The following is a 16,728-nucleotide window of genomic DNA, read 5'->3' on the forward strand; positions in this document are numbered from 1 at the left end:
TGCCGCCCCCGGCGCCCCCCCCCCCCCCCAGCTCTTCGGGCCCCCCTCCGCGCGTTTCCGGGTCCAGGGGATTTTCCGGGGTCCGGGGGGAGGGGGATTTCCGGTGAGGGGCCCGACCGGCGGCGGCCAGGTCGGTCCTCAGGCGGCGGAGCGGCGGCGGCCGGCGATGATCCGGCGGCGTTCGTCCTCGCCCATGCCGCCCCACACGCCGTACGGCTCCTGGACCGCGAGCGCGTGCTCGCGGCACGGGTCCACGACGGGGCAGCGGGCGCAGAGCTGCTTGGCCTTGTCCTCGCGGGCGGCCCGGGCGGAGCCGCGCTCGTTGTCCGGGTGGAAGAAGACCGCGCTGTCACGGCCTCGGCACAACCCTTCCTTCTGCCAGTCCCAGACGTCGGTCACGGGCTTGGGCAGGCGCGCGGTGCTGGTCATCGGACGAACCCCCTTGCGGTGTCACAGGTGCTTGATCACGGCTTACCCGCTGGTCCCCCGTGGGCAAACGTGGTGCGCCTCATCGGATGGATTACCGGGGGAGGTGGATTACTCCGGTTCCTCCTGCGCCAGCCGCTGGTCGAGGGTCTCGCCCTCGCGCAGCTCGCGCGGCGTGGTGCCGTGGCGGTCGGCGGCGCTCCAGTGCTCGGGCGGCTCGACGCCGCGCTCCAGCGGGTCGACGTCGAGCTCGTCCTCGTCCAACTGCTCGGTCTCGTCCAGCGGGCGTTCGTTCGGATCGGTCATCGCACTCCTCCCGGCGTGGCGAAGGCGCCCTCCAGCTCGGGCGCGACGGACTCGGCCCAGAACGCGAAGAACCGCTCCTGGTCCGGGCCGATCTGGTTCACGTACACCTCGTCGTAGCCCGCGTCGGCGAACTCGCGGACGCGGTCCACGTACGGCTGCGGGTCGGGGCCGACGGGCAGCGCCTCGGCCACCATGTCCTCGGTGACCAGCGTCGACGCCTGCTCGAAGTGCCGCGGCGTCGGCAGCACCTGGGCCAGTTCGCCGGGCAGCTGCTCGTTCGCCCAGAGCCGGTGCGCCGTTCTCACGCCCTCCTCGGCGGAGGGCGCGTGGCACACCTTGAACCCGGCCTGGGTCGGCTTGCCCTCGCCCCCGGCGGCGCGGAACTTCGCCACCAGCGACGGGTCCGGCATGGTCGAGCACAGGCCGTCGCCGATCCGCCCGGCCACCTTCGCCGCCTTCGGCCCGAACGCCGACACGTACACCGGAACGGGTGACGGCGGCACCGTGTAGAGGCGCGCGTTCTCGACCGTGTAGTGCTCGCCGCGGTGGCTGACCTGCTCGCCGGTCCACAGCGCCCGCATCACCTCGACGGCCTCTTCGAGCATCTCCAGCCGTTCCGGGGCGGACGGCCACGGGTCGCCGAAGATGTGCTCGTTCAGCGCCTCGCCGGTGCCGACGCCGAGAGTGAACCCGCCCCGGCACTGGACGGCCGCCGTCGCCGCGGCCTGCGCCACGACGGCCGGGTGAATCCGCAGCGTCGGACAGGTGACGGCGGTCGTGACGGGCAGTGACGTGACCTCGGACAGCGCGCCGATGACGGACCACACGAACGGGCTGTTCCCCTGCTCGCCGTTCCACGGGTGGTAGTGATCGGAGATCCACAGGCGCTCGAACCCCGCCTGCTCCGCCCACCGCGCCTGCTGCACCAGCTCGCGCGGTCCGTGCTCCTCGCTGGAGAGGAAGTAACCGATGCCGACCATGGCCACCGGTTACCCGCGCAGGAATTCCTGAACCTTGGTCGCCACCCCGCGCTTGACCACGTCCCACGCGTCCGGGTCGCCCCTGAGCATCGCCTCGGCGGTGGCCTTGGCCTGGTCGAACGTCGTGTGGGGCGGGATCGGCGGCACGTTCGGATCGCACCGCACGTCCAGGACCACCGGCCGTGAGGCGGACAACGCCTCGTCCCACGCGCCGCCCAGGTCGGCCGGATCGGCCACGTCGATCCCGCCCAGCCCGACGGACCGCGCGAACGCCGCGTAGCCGATGTCGGGCAGCACCTGCGACTCCTCGAACTTCGGCGCGCCGCCCATCGCCCTCAGCTCCCACGTCACCTGGTTGAGGTCGTTGTTGTGCAGCACGCACACCACGCACCTCGGATCCGCCCACTCCTCGTGGTAGCGGGCGATGGTGATCAACTCGGCCAGCCCGTTCATCTGCATCGCGCCGTCGCCGACCAGCGCCACCACCGGGCGTTCCGGGTGCGCGAACTTCGCCCCGATCGCGTACGGCACCCCGGCGCCCATCGTCGCCAACGTGCCCGACAACGACCCGCGCATCCGCCCGCGCAACTTCACCAGCCGGGCGTACCAGTTCGCCGCGGACCCCGAGTCGGCGGTCACGATCGCGTCGTCGGGCAACCGCGACGACAACTCCCACATGATCCGCATGGGGTTCACCGGGTCCGCGTCCACAAAGGACTGCCGACGCAGGGTGTCCCACCACTCGGCCACGTTGCGCTCGACGGTCTCCCGCCAACGCCGGTTCTCCTTGCGCCGCAACAGCGGGAGCATCGCCCGCAACGTCGCCCCCGCGTCACCGACCAGGTTCACCTCGGTCGGGTAGCGCATCCCGATGAACCGCCCGTCGACGTCCACCTGCACCGCCCGCGCGGCGCCGAACTCGGGCAGGAACTGCGAATAGGGAAAGCTCGACCCGACGATCAACAACGTGTCGCAGTCCCGCATCAGCTCGTAGCTCGGCCTCGTGCCCAGCAACCCGATCGACCCGGTCACCCACGGTTCGTCGTCCGGCAGCACGTCCTTGCCCAACAACGCCTTCGCCACACCGGCGCCCAACACCTCCGCCACCTGGCGAACCTCACCACCGGCCCCGCGCGCCCCCTGGCCCACGAGCATCGCCACGCGCTCCCCGGCGTTCAACACCTCCACTGCGCGCTCGACGTCATCCGTCGCCGGGACGGCGGTCGCCCGACCCCGGCTGGGTGCGCTGGACGGCACGTGCTTGAACGCGTGCTCGGGCGGCGTGTAGTCCAGTTCCTGCACGTCGGCCGGGATGATCAGCGCCGTGGGCGCCCGCTGCGCCTCCGCGGTGCGAATGGCCCGGTCCAGGGCGTTGGGCAACTGCTCCGGCACGGTCACGTCGACCAGGTACTCGGACGCGACGTCCTTGAACAACGAGTGCAGGTCCACCTCCTGCTGGTAACTGCCACCCATCGCCGTGCGCGCCGTCTGCCCGACGATCGCCACCACCGGCACGTGATCCAACTTGGCGTCGTACAACCCGTTCAGCAGGTGGATCGCCCCAGGCCCGGAGGTGGCCATGCACACCCCGACCCGGCCGCTGAACTTCGCGTACCCGACGGCCTGCATCGCGGACATTTCCTCGTGCCGCGACTGCACAAACCGGGGCCTGTCCCCACTACGCCCAAAAGCCGAAACCAGCCCGTTGATGCCGTCACCCGGATAGGCGAACACGTGCTCGACCCCCCAGTCGCGCAGGCGGCGCAGCACGAAGTCGGCAACGGTGTCGGTCATGGCGGCCTCCCTGGAAAAGAAAGGGTTACCCGCCCCACCAGCCCTTACTCAGCCCACCCACCGCCGGCGCCCTACCCCGGGCCGGCCGGTGACGCAGGCAGGGCCGGGACGCAGCAGGGCCAGACGCAGCAGGGCCGGTTGGGGCCAGCAAGGTGGGCACGGCGCTGGCAGACCGGCGGCTGACCGGGGATGGCGGCCGGGCGGTGACCGCGGCTGGGCAACGATCGCGGCTGAGCGGGGATCGAGCGGGCCAAGGTTCGGGCGGGCCAAGGGATCGCCGCCAGGCAGGGCTTGCGGCTGAGCGGGGATGGGGGCTGAGCGGGGATGGGGGCAGGGCGGGGATGGCGCGGGGATCGAGGCTGGGTGGAGATCGCGGCGGCACCGATCGCGGCGGCAGGGATCCGGCGCGGGAATCGGGGCAGGGTCGAAGGGCAGGGCCGCGGCTGGGCGGAGATCGCAAGCTGCTCTGTTGACAGGGCGGGGATCGCGGGCTCCGTTGGCGGGGCGGGGGGCGGGGCGGGATCGCAAGCTGCGTTGGCGGGGCGGGATCGCGGCGGGGTGGAGATCGCGGCGGGGCGGGGATCGGGGGGTGCGTCGGCGGGGCATGGCTGGGCTGGGCGGGGCGGGCGTTGGAACCGCACTTGCCCATCCACGCCCCCTGGGCCGTAGTCGCCATGCCTGTCCGCCGCCGGGCCGGCCGTTTTATCCGGCTAACGTGAGACATGCGGTTTGGGTTGTCCTAGGTTGCACTCTTCGCCCGGTCGAGTGATCAACCAACCCGAGCAACCTCACAGGCACCCACAACGGCCCCCGCAACGGACCCGGAACCAACCCACCGAGGCCCGATTTGACATGGGTTCGGGCACCCCAGGCAGGTCGAGCCGGACCCTCACAACGGCAGCAACAACCGCCCGCCCACCACCAGAGTCCCCACCGCCACCCCGGCGAACAGCAGCACCCACACCAACCCCGGCACCCGCGTGATCCGCGCCAGCTGATCGGCATCGGACTGCCGCGCCAACCCCCGCATCCGCCGCCGCTGCAACTCCCCCACCGGCCTGACCCCGCCCAACAACAAGAACCACGTCACGAACAACGCGAACGCCGCCTGCCACTCCACCGTCGCGTACCACGACACGGCGAACATCACCGCCCCGGTCACCACGACCGACAGCACGCCGAACGCGTTGCGGATCATCACCAGCATCCCGGCCAGCAACCCGACCGTCGCCCACAGCAACGGCCGGACCTGGTCGGACGTCACCAGGACCGCCGCGCCCAGCCCGAGCAACGACGGCGTCACGTACCCCGCGAAGTACATCAGCACGACCGCGAAACCGGTCGGCCTGCCGCGCGACACCGTGACCCCGGACGTGTCCGAGTTCAGCTTGATGCCCTCCAGCCTCCGGCCGGTGAGCAGCGCGACGAGGGCGTGCCCGGCCTCGTGCGCGATGGTGATGACGTGCCTGCTGTACCGCCACACGCCCGGACTGGCCACCAGGACCAGCGCCAGCACGGCGGGAGCCCATTTCGTCAGAGTCGACATCGCCACCCAGCATGCCAGGGCCGCACCAGGGGCTTGACCTGGACCGCGCTCCAGCACCCAGGCTGACCGCCATGAGACGACAGCGCATCGGTTCACTGGAGGTCAGCGCCCTGGCGCTGGGCACGCTGCCGTTCGGCACGTCAGTCGACCAACGGACCTCGTTCGCGATCATGGACCGCTTCGCCGAGGCGGGCGGCACGTTCCTGGACACGGCCAACAACTACGTGTTCTGGGACGGTGGCACGGGCGACGAGAGCGAGCAGACCGTCGGTCGCTGGCTGGCCGCCCGGGGCAACCGCGACGACGTGGTCGTGGCCACCAAGACGGGCGCGCGGCCGTTGACGCCGGGCACCGGGCTGGAGAACGCCGAGGGCCTGGCCGGCGACACGGTCCGCAGTGCCGCCGCCGCGAGCCTGGAGCGGCTGGGCATCGACCACATCGACCTCTACTACAGCCACATCGAGGACCGCCGGGTCACGCTGGAGGACACCCTCGGCGGGTTCGCGTCCCTCGTCGAAGCCGGCACGGTGCGGGAGATCGGCGCCAGCAACCACGCCACGTGGCGCTTCGACCGGGCACGGGCGGTGTCACGGGCGAACGGCTGGCCGCTCTACACCGCCGTGCAGCAGCGGTACAGCTACCTCCGACCGCGGCCGGGGGTGAAGCTGCCCGAGGGCGGTCACGTGCACATGACCGACGAGCTGCTCGACTACGCGCAGACCGAGCGGGACGTCACGCTCGTGGCGTACTCGGCGCTGCTCGCGGGCAGGTACCGGGACAAGCCGCTGGGCGAGGAGTACGACCACCCCGGCACCACGCGGCGGCTGAGGGTGCTGCACGAGGTCGCGGCGGAACTCGGCGCCACGGTCAACCAGGTCGTGCTCGCGTGGCTGATACGCCAGGACATCATCCCGCTCGTGGGCGCCACCTCCGTCGCACAGGTGGAGGAAACGCTGGGCGCGCTCGAGATCGAACTGGACGACGACCAGGTGGACCGCATGGACTCGGCGACCTGAACAGCGAACAGCGAACAGCGCACGGTCCGTTCGGGACCGTGCGCCGTTCGCGCGTCTTGCCGTCAGCGCGTCAGACCAGCCGGCCCATCACCGGCTGAACCGCGACTTGTGCTGCTCCGCGATGGCCGGGTCGATCGGCTGGACCGGCCGCGGGTTCACGGTCGGGTCCATCGACTCGACCCGCTCGTCGCGGTACGCACCGTGCGGCGCGTCGTCGGTGCGCTGCGCGGGCATCTCCTGCGTCACCGGATCGGCCTTCGGGTCGCGGATGCTCGCGTCCCGCTCGTACCGGGCCTGCTCCCGACGCCGCTCCGCCTCCCGCCGGTCCGCGATCGTCTCGCCAGGACCCGCGACCGTCTCGCCGGGGCCCGCGACGGGCGCGATCGGCTCCCCGGTCCGCGTGTCGACCGGCGGTTCCGTCACGATCTTCCGCCGCGCCGGCAGCACCGCGATCAGCAGGCCGACGGCGGCGAGGCCGAGGTGCAGCCAGTTGTCGTTGACGTTGAGCGCCAGCGGGTTGCCGAGGCCGGCCACCGGGTTGGTGGAGAACACCCCGGCCAGGGCCAGGCCCCACAGCAGCACGGCGCCGTAGCCGATGAACAGGATCCAGCCGTACAGGCGCGCCAGGCCGGACGTGCTCGCCATCAGCAGGCCGAGCACACCGAACGCCAGGTGGACCACGTTGTGCAGCGGGTTCAGCGTGAACCCGAGCAGCATCGCGTGCTGGTCGCCCGCGAAGTCGCCGAACCCGGTGCGCACGAAGCCCAGCACACCCAACGCGAGGAAGACCGAACCGACCAGGCCTGCGAGCACCTGGGCGGGTTGCAGGCCCGCGACCTTGACGCGACCGACCGTCGAGTGGTGGGTCATCTCGCCCTCCAACTGAGGACCACGAGCCCGTCTGACCGGGCTCCGGACGACCACCGACTACCCGTCCGGTCCGAGCCGCAAACAGGAGCCGCGAACGGCGCGTCGCCGCCCCGACCCGGTACCGGGGCCGAATGGCGGCGGGGGACGGGCGCACGAACCCGTCCCCCCTTTCCCGACAGGAGTCACACACCCCGCCGTGCCGGGGTTTATCCGCCCCGACCCACCCCATGAAGGCCGGGCGGCCAGCGCCACGCCGAATGCGTGCCGATCATTACAGCCAATAGGCCGATAAGATTTCCCAATAATCACGCACCGTGTCGTCGGATTCGACGCATGCGAAGTATGGGCAGGTCAGGAGCGCTGGACCCGGTCACCGGACGTGCGCGTCGCGGAGCCGTTCCACTCGGTCTCCTTGCTGTTCACGAAGGTCCCCTTTGTGGTTCGTCGAACACCACTGCGGTGTCACCACGACTATCTCCGAACCGGCCGCTCGCGTCAAAGTAATTACGGCGTTCGCGAATTCATCGGACCAACCTCCGGTCCCATCGGGCAGGATCGCTTGACCTCGACTTAACTCGAACTCCTAGCGTGGCCGGCAGGACTTCAGAGGGGATCAGGACATGCACGCCATCGTTCAGCACGAGTTCGGCCCGGCCGAGAACCTGCGCTACGAGCAGGCGCCGGACCCGGAGCCGGGGGCAGGCCAGGTGCGGATCGCGGTGTCCGCGGCCGGGGTGCACCTGCTCGACACGTCGATCCGCCGCGGTGAGCACGGTGGGCCGTTCCCGCTGCCCGAACTGCCCATGACGCCGGGTCGGGAGGTCGCGGGGGTCGTCACCGCGCTGGGCGACGGGGTCGAGCCGCACTGGCTGGGCAAGCGCGTCGTCGCGCACCTCGGCCAGGCCAGCGGCGGGTACGCGGAGCAGGCCGTGGCGAACGCCGCCTCGCTGCACGAGCTGCCCGACCACGTGTCCGACGACGCGGCCGTGGCCATGATCGGCACCGGCCGCACCGCCGTCGGCGTGCTGCGCATCGCCGAGCTCACCTCCGACGACGTGGTCCTCGTGACCGCGGCGGCCGGCGGGCTCGGCGCGCTGTTCGTGCAGGAGGCGAAGGCGGTCGGGGCCAAGGTGGTCGGCGTGGCGAGCACCGCCAAGCTGGACCTGGTCCGCCAGTTGGGCGCGGACGTGGTGGCCGACTACACCCGGCCGGGCTGGGACGAGGGCATCGGGCAGGTCACCGTCGTGCTCGACGGCGTGGGCGGCGAGGCCGGCCGCAAGTCCCTGGAGCTGCTCGGCGTCGGCGGCCGGATCCTGCTGTTCGGCTGGTCCGCGGGCGAGCCCACCGCCATCGACACCGCCGACCTCTACCGGCTCGGCATCACCGCCTCGGTCGTCGTCGGGCCGCGGATGATGAAGGGCACGAACCTGCGCGGGCTGGAGGAGCTGTCGATGCGCGCGTTGGCCGAGGGCAGGCTGACCCCGCTGACCACGACGTTCCCGCTCAGCGAGGCCGCCAAGGCGCACGCCGCGCTGGAGGGCCGCGCCACCGTGGGCAAGGTCGTGCTCAAGCCCTGACACCGGTGAGGCCCCCGTGCGCGACGACCACGCACGGGGGCCTCACCGGTCTACGCCCGCTACACCGGCACCGTGACGATCCGCTCGTCGTCGAAGGTGCGCACCTCGATCGCCGCGACGTCCTCGGGCGCGATGAGCGCCGAGCCGTCGAGGTTGGTGCCGTCCTCCTCACCGGCCGGCGAGACGAGCCAGCTGCCCGCCTCCGCGCGCCGGCCGTCCTTGGCCACGACGATCAGCCTGCACTTCTCGCCCTGCTCGACACCCGCGACGGACGCGTTCACCCGCACCCACCCGGCGGCGGGCCTGACCTGCACGGTCATCCGCGCGCCGGTGACCGGGTCGGTGGCCGACCCGAGCTTCGTCCCGGCGGGCGGCACGGGCGCGGCCGTCGTCCCCTGGACGGCGCCCACGTCGGGCGCGGTGCCCCGGCCGACCGCGAAACCACCGCCGAGCACGACCGCGGCCACGGCCGCCGCGACCAGCCCCAGGCCGACCTGGCGACGGCGCAGCCGGGCGCCGCGCTCGGCCCGCACCTGCCGCAGCGTGCGCCGCAGCAGCAGGTCGCCGCCCTCGGGCGGGCCGTCGAGCAACGCCTCGGGCGGCACGTCGCCCATGGCCTCCTCCATCGCTCGCAGCTCGGCCAGCTCGCCGCCGCACCGCGGGCAGGACGCCAAGTGGTCCTCCACCGCACGTGCCTCCCGCTCGTCGAGCACGCCCAGCACGTATGCGCCGAGCAGCTGTGGATCGTGGTTCGTGGTCATCCGGCCACCCCCTTCAGCGCGACCTGTTGCCCGACGAACGTCTCTCTCAACGCCCGCAGCGCGTAGTGGGATCTCGACTTCACCGTGCCCGGCGGCACCCCTAACGCCTCGGCCGCCTCGGTCACGCTCCGGCCGCGGAAGTAGATCTCCATCAGCACGTCGCGGTGGTCGGACGACAGCCGGTCCAGCGCTTCGAGCACCACCACCGAGTCCACCACCGAGTCCGCGTGGTCGCGCTGCACCGGCGTGGCCGTCGGCGCCTCGGCCACCTCCCGGGGTCGGGCCGCCTTCGCCCTGAACCGGTCCGTGACGATGTTGCGCGCCACCGTGAGCAGCCACCCGCGGACCGAGCCCTTGCCGTTCACCAGGGCGTCCGGGTGCCGCCACGCGCGCACGAGGGTTTCCTGGACGACGTCCTCGGCCGACGCCCGATCACCGGTCAACCGCGTCGCGTACGCGAGCAGCGCCCGCCCGTGCTCCTCGTAGAGGGATCGGATCAGTGCCTCGTCGGCCGCGGCCTCCCGTTTCCGGGACCACAGAGCCGCCATCCACCCACTCCTCTCGTCAACTCCCGCCCTGGACACGGACGCCGCAGGCGTTCGGTTCACCGCGGGCGGCGGGGAGTCCGGTCAGGAGCAGGTCTCGCCGGCGTTCAGGCAGGTCGTGACGCGGTCCATCAGCGCGACCGGCATGACGTTGACGAACATCGCGTGGTCCGTGCGCGGGTCGCGCAGCTGCTCGGGGAAGCTGTCCAGGGCGTAGGGCCGCCCGGCGGGCACGGCGTACGCGACCCGCACGCGCAGCTTCGGCACCGGGAACGTGCCCGGCCGGCACACCCCGTTCGACCCGGGGAACTCGGCGTGCGCCCGGTGGCTCGGGCTGTCGGTGTTGCGGCCGTCCCAGCAGCTCGGGAAGTCGAACGTGCGCAGCACCGCGCCGCCCGGCGCGCACTCCGGGTAGCGGTCGGTGTGCCGGTCCTCGAACCCCGTGCAGCTCCACCGCGCCCGGCCGCGCCCGCTGGTCAGCGCCGCCGGGTCGCCGGTGATCATGCGCAGGAACCTCGGCATGGGCACGACCTGGCTGACCGGGCTGCCGGTGAACGTGATCTCCACCCTCGACGGCGGCAGCACCTCGCCGGTGTTGCCGTGCGCGCCGCCGCCGGGCGCGTGCTCGTCGTGCCCGGTCCGGTCGGTCAGCCGCAGCACCGGCCAGTAGTAGGTGGACCGGTCCTCCGCCGGGCAGGTGGTCCCGGCGGCGGCCAGCGAGTCGTCGGTGGAGCCCGCGTGCGTGCTCAGGTTGCCGACGTACTCGTGGGTGTGGTGCGCGCCGGACGGCTGCCCCGGCGCGATGACCATGTTGTCGGCGTTGAGGTGACGTGGTTCGTTGCGCCCGCAGTCGACGCGGAACGTGCCGGTCGACGCGTCCTGGGTGGTGGTGACCGACTCGACGGCCACCGGCACCTCGTCGATGGCCACGGTGCGGCTGTCCGCGCAGCCCGTCGCCAGCACGAGCACCAGCAGCAGGGGCGACCACCTCACGGCCGACAGCTTATTCGGACCCCGGCCGCCGGCCGCGCGGCCGGGACGGTGCCCGCACGACCCTGCCCGAGTGGGCAGATCACGGCGCCCGGGTCGTCGAGGTGACCAGGACCCGGCCGTCCTCCGTGACGACGCTGACGGCGGCGAGCTCGTCCGGGCCGACCACGGCGGCGCCCGCCAGCGCGGTGTCGCCGAGCCGCGGGGCGACCCAGCCGCCCGCCACGTGACGCCGGCCGTGAACGTCGGTGACCACGAGCAGGCACCGCTCCCCCGCGTCGACGCCGGCCACCACCGCGCTGAGCCGCACCCACCCGTCGGCGGGCGCCACCGTCGTGGTCAGCCGCACGCCGTCGGCCGCGGTGGCGACCAGCAGCCGTGCCCCGGGCGCGCGGTGCCGGCCGAGGTGGACGCCGCCGGCCAGCACCGCGGCGGCGAGCGCGACGCCCACCACCGTGACGACGCCGCCGCGACGCCTGCGGTCACACGCCCGCTCCGCGCGGACCTGGCGCAGCGTGCGTTCGAGGATCGGGTCGTGCATCTCTTCTCGTTCGGCTCGTGCTCGGACGTGTCCCGAGCGGCACTCACCACACGCACCCGTGGGACGTCCGGTTCAACCGCACGCGTCGAGGCGGCCCCGGACCGAGCACCGGGACCGCCTCGCGAGCACTTCAAGACCCGCTCAGTTCAGCTGCACCCTGAGGATGCGGCTGTTGGAGTTGTTCGGCGTGCTGTCCCGGTCGTCGCTGGTGGTCAGCCACAGGCTGCCGTCCGGCGCGGGCTCGACGGTGCGCAGCCGGCCGTACGTGCCCTGGAAGTGGGTCGTCTCCGAGCCGACCGTCGTGCCGCTGATGACCATCCGGTAGAGCCTGCTGCCGCGCAGCGTGGCCATGTACAGGGCGTTGTTGACGACGGCGATGCCGCTGGGCGAGGCGTTGGCGGTGCTCCACGTCCGCTTCGGCGCGACGTAGCCGGAGCAGTTGCCCGACGTGCCCTCGCACGACGGCCAGCCGTAGTTGCCGCCGCGCTCGGACAGGTTCAGCTCGTCCATGATCGTGTTGCCCAGCTCGGCCTGCCACAGCCTGCCCTGGCCGTCGAACGCCAGGCCCTGCACGTTGCGGTGCCCGTAGGTCCACACGTACCGGGCGTTGCCGCCGTTGCCGTAGAACGGGTTGTCGGTCGGCGCGGAGCCGTCGGCGTTGAGCCGCAACACCTTGCCGCCCAGGTTGGACAGGTCCTGCGCCCAGTTCGGGTTCTGGCCGTCACCGGTGCCCGCGTACAGCTTGCCGTCCGGGCCGAACCGCAGCCGGCCGCCGTTGTGGTAGCGGTTGCGCGGGATGCCGGTGAGCAGCACCTGCAACGACGACTGCACCAGGGCGTTGTTCTGCACCTTCATCCGCACGATCCGGTTGTCGTTCGCGGCCGTGTGGTAGATGTACAGGTAGTTGTCGGAGGCGAAGTTCGGCGACACCTCGATGCCCAGCAGGCCGCCTTCACCGCTCGTCGTGACGACGTTCGGCACCGTGCCCAGGGTGGTCTTCACCCCGGACGGCGACAGCTTGACGATGTCGAACGCGTCGCGCCGCGAGTAGACGCCCGACCCGTCGGGCAGGAAGTCCAGGCCCCACGGCACGTCGTTGTCCGTGGCCAGCTGCGTCACCGCACCGACCTGGTCGCCGCCCGACGACGTGGTGGCGGTGATCGCCATGCTCCAGTCGGAGACGTTGCCCACCGCGTCGTACGCCCGCACGTTCATCAGGTACGAGGTGTTCGGGCGGCGTCCGCCGATGGTGGCCGAGGTGCCCGTGGTCTCGCCCACCGGTGAGCCGCCCGCGAGGACCTCGTAGCGGGTCACGCCGACGTTGTCGGTGGACGGGTTCCACGCCAGCGACACGGAGTTCGCCGTGACGCCCGTGACGCGCAGTCCCGTCGGCGTGGTCGGCCGCTCGGTGTCGGCCTGCGCGGGCGGTGTGGTCACCTCGAGGTTGTTGCCCGCCTGGGAGATGTTGCCGGCGGCGTCCTTGGCGTTGACGTAGTAGACGTACGAGCCGTTGGGGTTCAGGCCGGTGATCGTGGTGGACGTGCCGGTGACGGACTTGACGAACTGGCCGCGCTGGTAGACCTCGTAGGACGTGACGCCGACGTTGTCGGTGGCCGGGTCCCAGGCCAGGTCGACCGAGGTGGGCGTGACGTTGGCCGAGCGCAGGTTCGCCGGCGGTGACGGCGGCGTGGTGTCCGCCTGCCCGATCTCGCCGAACACCTGGAACTCCTGCAACGAGTAGCCGTGGTAGGTGGCCGTGCGGCAGCGCGTGGTGCCGTACATCCGGACGTAGCGACCACTTCCGCTCACCACGAGGTCTTCCACGCCGCCCGCGCCGTTCGCGGTGGTGTGGACGCTGGTCCACGTGCTCGCGTCGGACGACGTCTCGATCCGGTAGCCGCGGGCGCACGACAGGTCCCACTGGAGCCGGACCCTCGTGATCGCGGCCACCGCGCCGAGGTCGACCCGGATCCACGACGGGTCGATGCCGCCCTGGCTGGCCCAGCGGGTGGACGAGTTGCCGTCCACCGCCGCCGAGGGCGCGAAACCCGAGCTGCCCGACGACGACGCGGTGGCCGGTTTTCCTTGGGAGAGCAGGACGGGAGCCGCGCTCGCGGGCGCGGCGGACACCAGGGCGGACGCCACCACGGCGAGCGCGGTGGCGAGCGAGCCGAGCGAGGTCGACCAGGCGCTCCTAGTACGGGGTGCCACAGATGCCTCCACAGTCTTTGACGACTCCCCCTTGGCGCTGGGGGATTGGCGCGGCGGCGAAGCGGCGGCGGAGGAGGACGGAGACGGGCGAGCGCGGGTTCAGGGTCTGAGTCTGCGGAACTTGCGCAACAGTTGACCCCCGACCCGGTCGCGTGCAGTCATTCGTCCTGTGGACTGAAACGGTAAGGGCTTTCTCCCACAGCGTCCAGTGGCGTTCCGGGCGATGTGCCCGAACCGCCGCTGGTGCCGACGGCCGAGCTGCTGTCCACTGTGGACGTGCCGCTAGCCGGTGAAGGGCACGGCGACGAGCCGGCCCCACAGCACGAAGGCCAGCAGCGCCAGGTACACGAAGTCCACCACCACCAGCTTGAACTCCCGACGCCGGAAGCGGACGACCGCGGCGCCGACCATGACGATCATCAGGCCGACGGCGGCCGAAGGCACCAGGACCGGCGCGACGTCGAGCACGGCGGGCAGGACCAGGCCCAGCGCCCCCAGCACCTCGAACGCGCCGATGGCCTTGATGGCGCCCGCGCTCCAGTCCTCGGTCCACGCGGCGCTGTGGCCGGTGGCGGCTATCTTCTGCTTGGACAGGACGAGCTTGCCGCCGCCGCCGAAGAAGTAGGCGGCGGCCAGCACGCCGGTGATGATCCACAGGGCGAGGTTCACGGGTTCCTCCTGGTCGAACGGCTGTCGAACGGCTTGTCGACCACGAGACGCCGGTGTTCCGGGCCCTGTGACAGGCCGGGCGCGTGACGCGCGTTACACGGCGTCGGACCGGCGGCGAACAGGCAGGAGCGACCGATGGGCGGCACGGCGCAGACGCGTCCCGCGACCGAGGCGTTCGTCGCCCACCGCAACCTGCTCTTCACCGTCGCCTACCAGATGCTCGGGTCGGCCGCCGACGCCGAGGACGCCGTCCAGGAGACCTGGCTGCGGTGGGCGGGTGTCGACCTCGACACCGTGCGCGACCAGCGGGCGTACCTGGTCCGGATCGTCACCCGCCAGGCGCTCACCCGGCTGCGCGCGCTCGGCAGGCGCAAGGAGTCCTACGTCGGCCCCTGGCTGCCCGAGCCGCTGCTGACCACGCCCGACGTGGCCGAGGACGTCGAGTTGGCCGACAGCGTCTCGATGGCGGTGCTGCTGGTGCTGGAGACGCTCACGCCGACCGAGCGGGCGGTGTTCGTGCTGCGCGAGGTGTTCGACGTCGGCTACGACGAGATCGCCGAAGCCGTCGACAAGACCCCGGCCGCGGTGCGCCAGATCGCGCACCGGGCCAGGGCCCACGTCGCCGAGCGCCGGCCGCGCGGCGCCACCGACCCGGCCGAGACCAGGGCCGCGCTCTCGGCGTTCCAGCGGGCGGTCGAGACCGGCGACCTGCAGGGCCTGCTCGACGTGCTCGCGCCGGACGTCGTCATCCTCAGCGACGCCGGCGGGTTCAAGCAGGCCGCGCGCAAGCCCGTCGTCGGCGCCGACAAGGTGGCCCGCTTCCTGGCCGCCCGCTGGGACGTCGTCGGCACGCGGACGACGACCGAACCGGCGCAGGTCAACGGCGGCCCGGCGGTGATCCTGCGGCTCGACGGCGAACTGGACGGCGTCGTGGCGGCGCGGGTCGAGGGCGGTCTCGTCACCGGCCTCTACTTCATGCGCAACCCGGAGAAGCTGACGCACGTGGCGCGGGAGACGACCCTGAGCCGGTGACGGCTACGGCACCAGCAGGCCCCAGTGGACGGCCCAGGGCACGAACACCGCGCCACCGGCCACCAGCAGGCCCAGCCGCACCCGGTGCCCCGCCGTGAGGTCGGCCCTGGCCTGCCACACCCTCACCCCGGTGACCGCGGTGGCCACCACCACCGCCACCGCCAGGACCTGCAGCCCGAGCCACGGCAGCGGCCGGCCGAGCACCACCGGGCCGAGGCTCCTCGCGCCGCTCGACGCCAGGTGGCCGAGGTAGCCGACCAGGCCGAGGACGCTCAGCAGTCCGGTCGTGGCGAGCAGACCCGCCGGTCGACGCAGGGGTGGCGTGCTGCGCAACCGGCGGACCGCCGCGCTCAGCCCGTACCCCGCGAACGCGACCAGCAGCACTAGGACCGCGACGACCTGCGCCGCCGGTGATCCCGGCTCGACCGGGGTGCTCAGCCGCTCCTGCTCCGGCGGTGTCCCGACCTCCGCGGTGCGCGGTCCGGTCACCCAGGAGGCGACCCGCGCCAGATAGGCCGGCGCGATCTCGTCACCGCGCTGGAAGCCGTCCGGGGACAACCGCATCGTGTGATCGGCACCGGGCACCGAGAGCAGCGTGTAGTCGCCGTTGCCGCCCCGGTCGAGCGACTCCTGGAACACGCGCAGGCTCTCGGCTCCGGGAATCACCCGGTCGAGATCACCCCACAGGGCCAACACCGGTTGGGTGACCCGGGCCAGCACCGGCGCCGGGTCGTAGCCCGACTCGGGGAACAGGCCGGCGCCGACGAGCAGGCCGAGCGTCGTGCGCGAGACGGTGTCCACCAGGGAGCCGGACACACCGGCGGCGGCGAGCCGGTTGACGAGGTTCCACGACTGCTGCCGTTCGGGCGCCGTGCCGGGTGCTCCGACCGTGACCACGAAGGCCACGTCAGCCGACTCGGCCGCGGCGATCGGGGCCACCCAACCACCTTCGCTGACGCCCCACAGGCCGGTCCGGGCCGGGTCGACGCCCGGCTGGGTCCTCAGCGCGCGCAGGGCGGCCAGCGCGTCGTCGGCCAGGAGTTCGAAGTCGACGTCGGACTTGGACCGCTTCGGCCGCTTGTCGTAGATCAGCGTGACGATGCCGGACCGCGCGAACGCCTCCGCCTCCTGGCGGTAGCCGTCCCGCGAGACCCGACCCGAGCCGTGCACCATGACCATGGCCGGGTGCGGGGAGTCCGTGTCGGGCGCGATCACGGTGCCGTGGAGCGTCAGGTCTCCACTCGAAAAGGTGATGTCCTGCTCGACCAGGCCGGATGGCGCGGCTTGGGCGGGTGGTGACAGCGCGGCCGACGCCGTGCCGACGACCAGCGCCGCCAGCAACCGGACGAGGGCACGACGAAGTCGCGAGTTGCGTTCGGGGAGCACGGGTGCTCTCCTTCCCGAGGAGGTTCGCACGTACGAGGAACACGCCGGTTCCGGCGTGGTGCCGCGGCTTCCGCCCGC

Annotated in this window: 16 protein-coding genes; 3 read left to right on the forward strand and 13 right to left on the reverse strand. The window is 72.3% G+C overall.

Annotated elements, in window-relative coordinates; all coding sequences use genetic code 11:
• Nucleotides 1-138: 138 nt before the first annotated feature.
• From LNK82_RS07540 to LNK82_RS07560, 5 genes are all read right to left on the reverse strand, one after another.
• Nucleotides 139-429, reverse strand: a complete 291-nt coding sequence (locus LNK82_RS07540) for a WhiB family transcriptional regulator (protein WP_230566217.1) — start codon at nucleotides 427-429, stop codon at nucleotides 139-141.
• A gap of 108 nt (nucleotides 430-537) precedes the next feature.
• Nucleotides 538-732, reverse strand: coding sequence for a hypothetical protein (locus tag LNK82_RS07545; protein WP_372470431.1), 195 nt, complete (start codon nucleotides 730-732; stop codon nucleotides 538-540).
• Nucleotides 729-1,712, reverse strand: coding sequence for a TIGR03557 family F420-dependent LLM class oxidoreductase (locus tag LNK82_RS07550; protein WP_230566218.1), 984 nt, complete (start codon nucleotides 1,710-1,712; stop codon nucleotides 729-731). Before LNK82_RS07550 ends, LNK82_RS07545 begins: the two co-directional genes overlap by 4 nt.
• Before the next feature lie 9 nt (nucleotides 1,713-1,721).
• Nucleotides 1,722-3,506 (reverse strand): thiamine pyrophosphate-requiring protein, encoded by a 1,785-nt coding sequence (locus LNK82_RS07555; RefSeq protein WP_230566219.1) that lies wholly within the window; start codon nucleotides 3,504-3,506, stop codon nucleotides 1,722-1,724.
• Nucleotides 3,507-4,395: 889 nt separating this feature from the next.
• The gene (locus tag LNK82_RS07560) at nucleotides 4,396-5,052 is read right to left on the reverse strand and encodes a M50 family metallopeptidase (protein WP_230566220.1); all 657 of its coding nucleotides are present in this window, start codon (nucleotides 5,050-5,052) and stop codon (nucleotides 4,396-4,398) included.
• A 71-nt stretch (nucleotides 5,053-5,123) separates the two neighbouring features.
• On the opposite strand from LNK82_RS07560, the gene LNK82_RS07565 reads away from it, so the two are divergent.
• Nucleotides 5,124-6,068, forward strand: a complete 945-nt coding sequence (locus tag LNK82_RS07565) for an aldo/keto reductase (protein WP_230566221.1) — start codon at nucleotides 5,124-5,126, stop codon at nucleotides 6,066-6,068.
• An 87-nt stretch (nucleotides 6,069-6,155) separates the two neighbouring features.
• Here the strand turns inward: LNK82_RS07565 and LNK82_RS07570 are convergent, their stop codons facing one another.
• A complete protein-coding gene (locus LNK82_RS07570; RefSeq protein WP_230566222.1) occupies nucleotides 6,156-6,938 on the reverse strand; it encodes a DUF4383 domain-containing protein in 783 nt (260 codons plus the stop codon).
• 620 nt (nucleotides 6,939-7,558) lie between these two features.
• On the opposite strand from LNK82_RS07570, the gene LNK82_RS07575 reads away from it, so the two are divergent.
• A complete protein-coding gene (locus tag LNK82_RS07575) occupies nucleotides 7,559-8,515 on the forward strand; it encodes a zinc-binding dehydrogenase (protein ID WP_230566223.1) in 957 nt (318 codons plus the stop codon).
• A gap of 59 nt (nucleotides 8,516-8,574) precedes the next feature.
• Here LNK82_RS07575 and LNK82_RS07580 read toward each other — a convergent pair whose 3' ends face one another.
• The 6 genes from LNK82_RS07580 to LNK82_RS07605 all read right to left on the reverse strand — a co-directional run bounded on the left by LNK82_RS07580 (nucleotide 8,575) and on the right by LNK82_RS07605 (nucleotide 14,232).
• Nucleotides 8,575-9,276: an anti-sigma factor family protein gene (locus LNK82_RS07580; protein ID WP_230566224.1), complete on the reverse strand. Its 702-nt coding sequence runs from the start codon at nucleotides 9,274-9,276 to the stop codon at nucleotides 8,575-8,577.
• Nucleotides 9,273-9,824: a sigma-70 family RNA polymerase sigma factor gene (locus LNK82_RS07585; protein WP_230566225.1), complete on the reverse strand. Its 552-nt coding sequence runs from the start codon at nucleotides 9,822-9,824 to the stop codon at nucleotides 9,273-9,275. Before LNK82_RS07585 ends, LNK82_RS07580 begins: the two co-directional genes overlap by 4 nt.
• An 81-nt stretch (nucleotides 9,825-9,905) precedes the next feature.
• Nucleotides 9,906-10,814 carry a DUF1996 domain-containing protein gene (locus tag LNK82_RS07590; RefSeq protein WP_230566226.1) on the reverse strand — a complete coding sequence of 303 codons (909 nt, stop codon included), beginning with the start codon at nucleotides 10,812-10,814 and terminating at the stop codon, nucleotides 9,906-9,908.
• Between the two features lie 79 nt (nucleotides 10,815-10,893).
• A complete protein-coding gene (locus LNK82_RS07595; protein ID WP_230566227.1) occupies nucleotides 10,894-11,352 on the reverse strand; it encodes a hypothetical protein in 459 nt (152 codons plus the stop codon).
• 141 nt (nucleotides 11,353-11,493) lie between these two features.
• Entirely contained in the window at nucleotides 11,494-13,563 is a 2,070-nt protein-coding gene (locus LNK82_RS07600; RefSeq protein WP_230566228.1) for a PQQ-dependent sugar dehydrogenase, read from the reverse strand.
• A gap of 282 nt (nucleotides 13,564-13,845) precedes the next feature.
• The gene (locus LNK82_RS07605) at nucleotides 13,846-14,232 is read right to left on the reverse strand and encodes a DoxX family protein (protein WP_230566229.1); all 387 of its coding nucleotides are present in this window, start codon (nucleotides 14,230-14,232) and stop codon (nucleotides 13,846-13,848) included.
• 135 nt (nucleotides 14,233-14,367) lie between these two features.
• Here LNK82_RS07605 and LNK82_RS07610 point away from each other — a divergent pair, with 135 nt between their 5' ends.
• Entirely contained in the window at nucleotides 14,368-15,264 is an 897-nt protein-coding gene (locus tag LNK82_RS07610; RefSeq protein WP_230566230.1) for an RNA polymerase sigma-70 factor, read from the forward strand.
• 3 nt (nucleotides 15,265-15,267) lie between these two features.
• Here LNK82_RS07610 and LNK82_RS07615 read toward each other — a convergent pair whose 3' ends face one another.
• Nucleotides 15,268-16,650 carry an alpha/beta hydrolase family protein gene (locus tag LNK82_RS07615; RefSeq protein ID WP_230566231.1) on the reverse strand — a complete coding sequence of 461 codons (1,383 nt, stop codon included), beginning with the start codon at nucleotides 16,648-16,650 and terminating at the stop codon, nucleotides 15,268-15,270.
• Between the last annotated feature and the right edge of the window lie 78 nt (nucleotides 16,651-16,728).

It is taken from the genome of Saccharothrix luteola (assembly GCF_020859565.1).
GTDB lineage: Bacteria > Actinomycetota > Actinomycetes > Mycobacteriales > Pseudonocardiaceae > Actinosynnema > Actinosynnema luteola.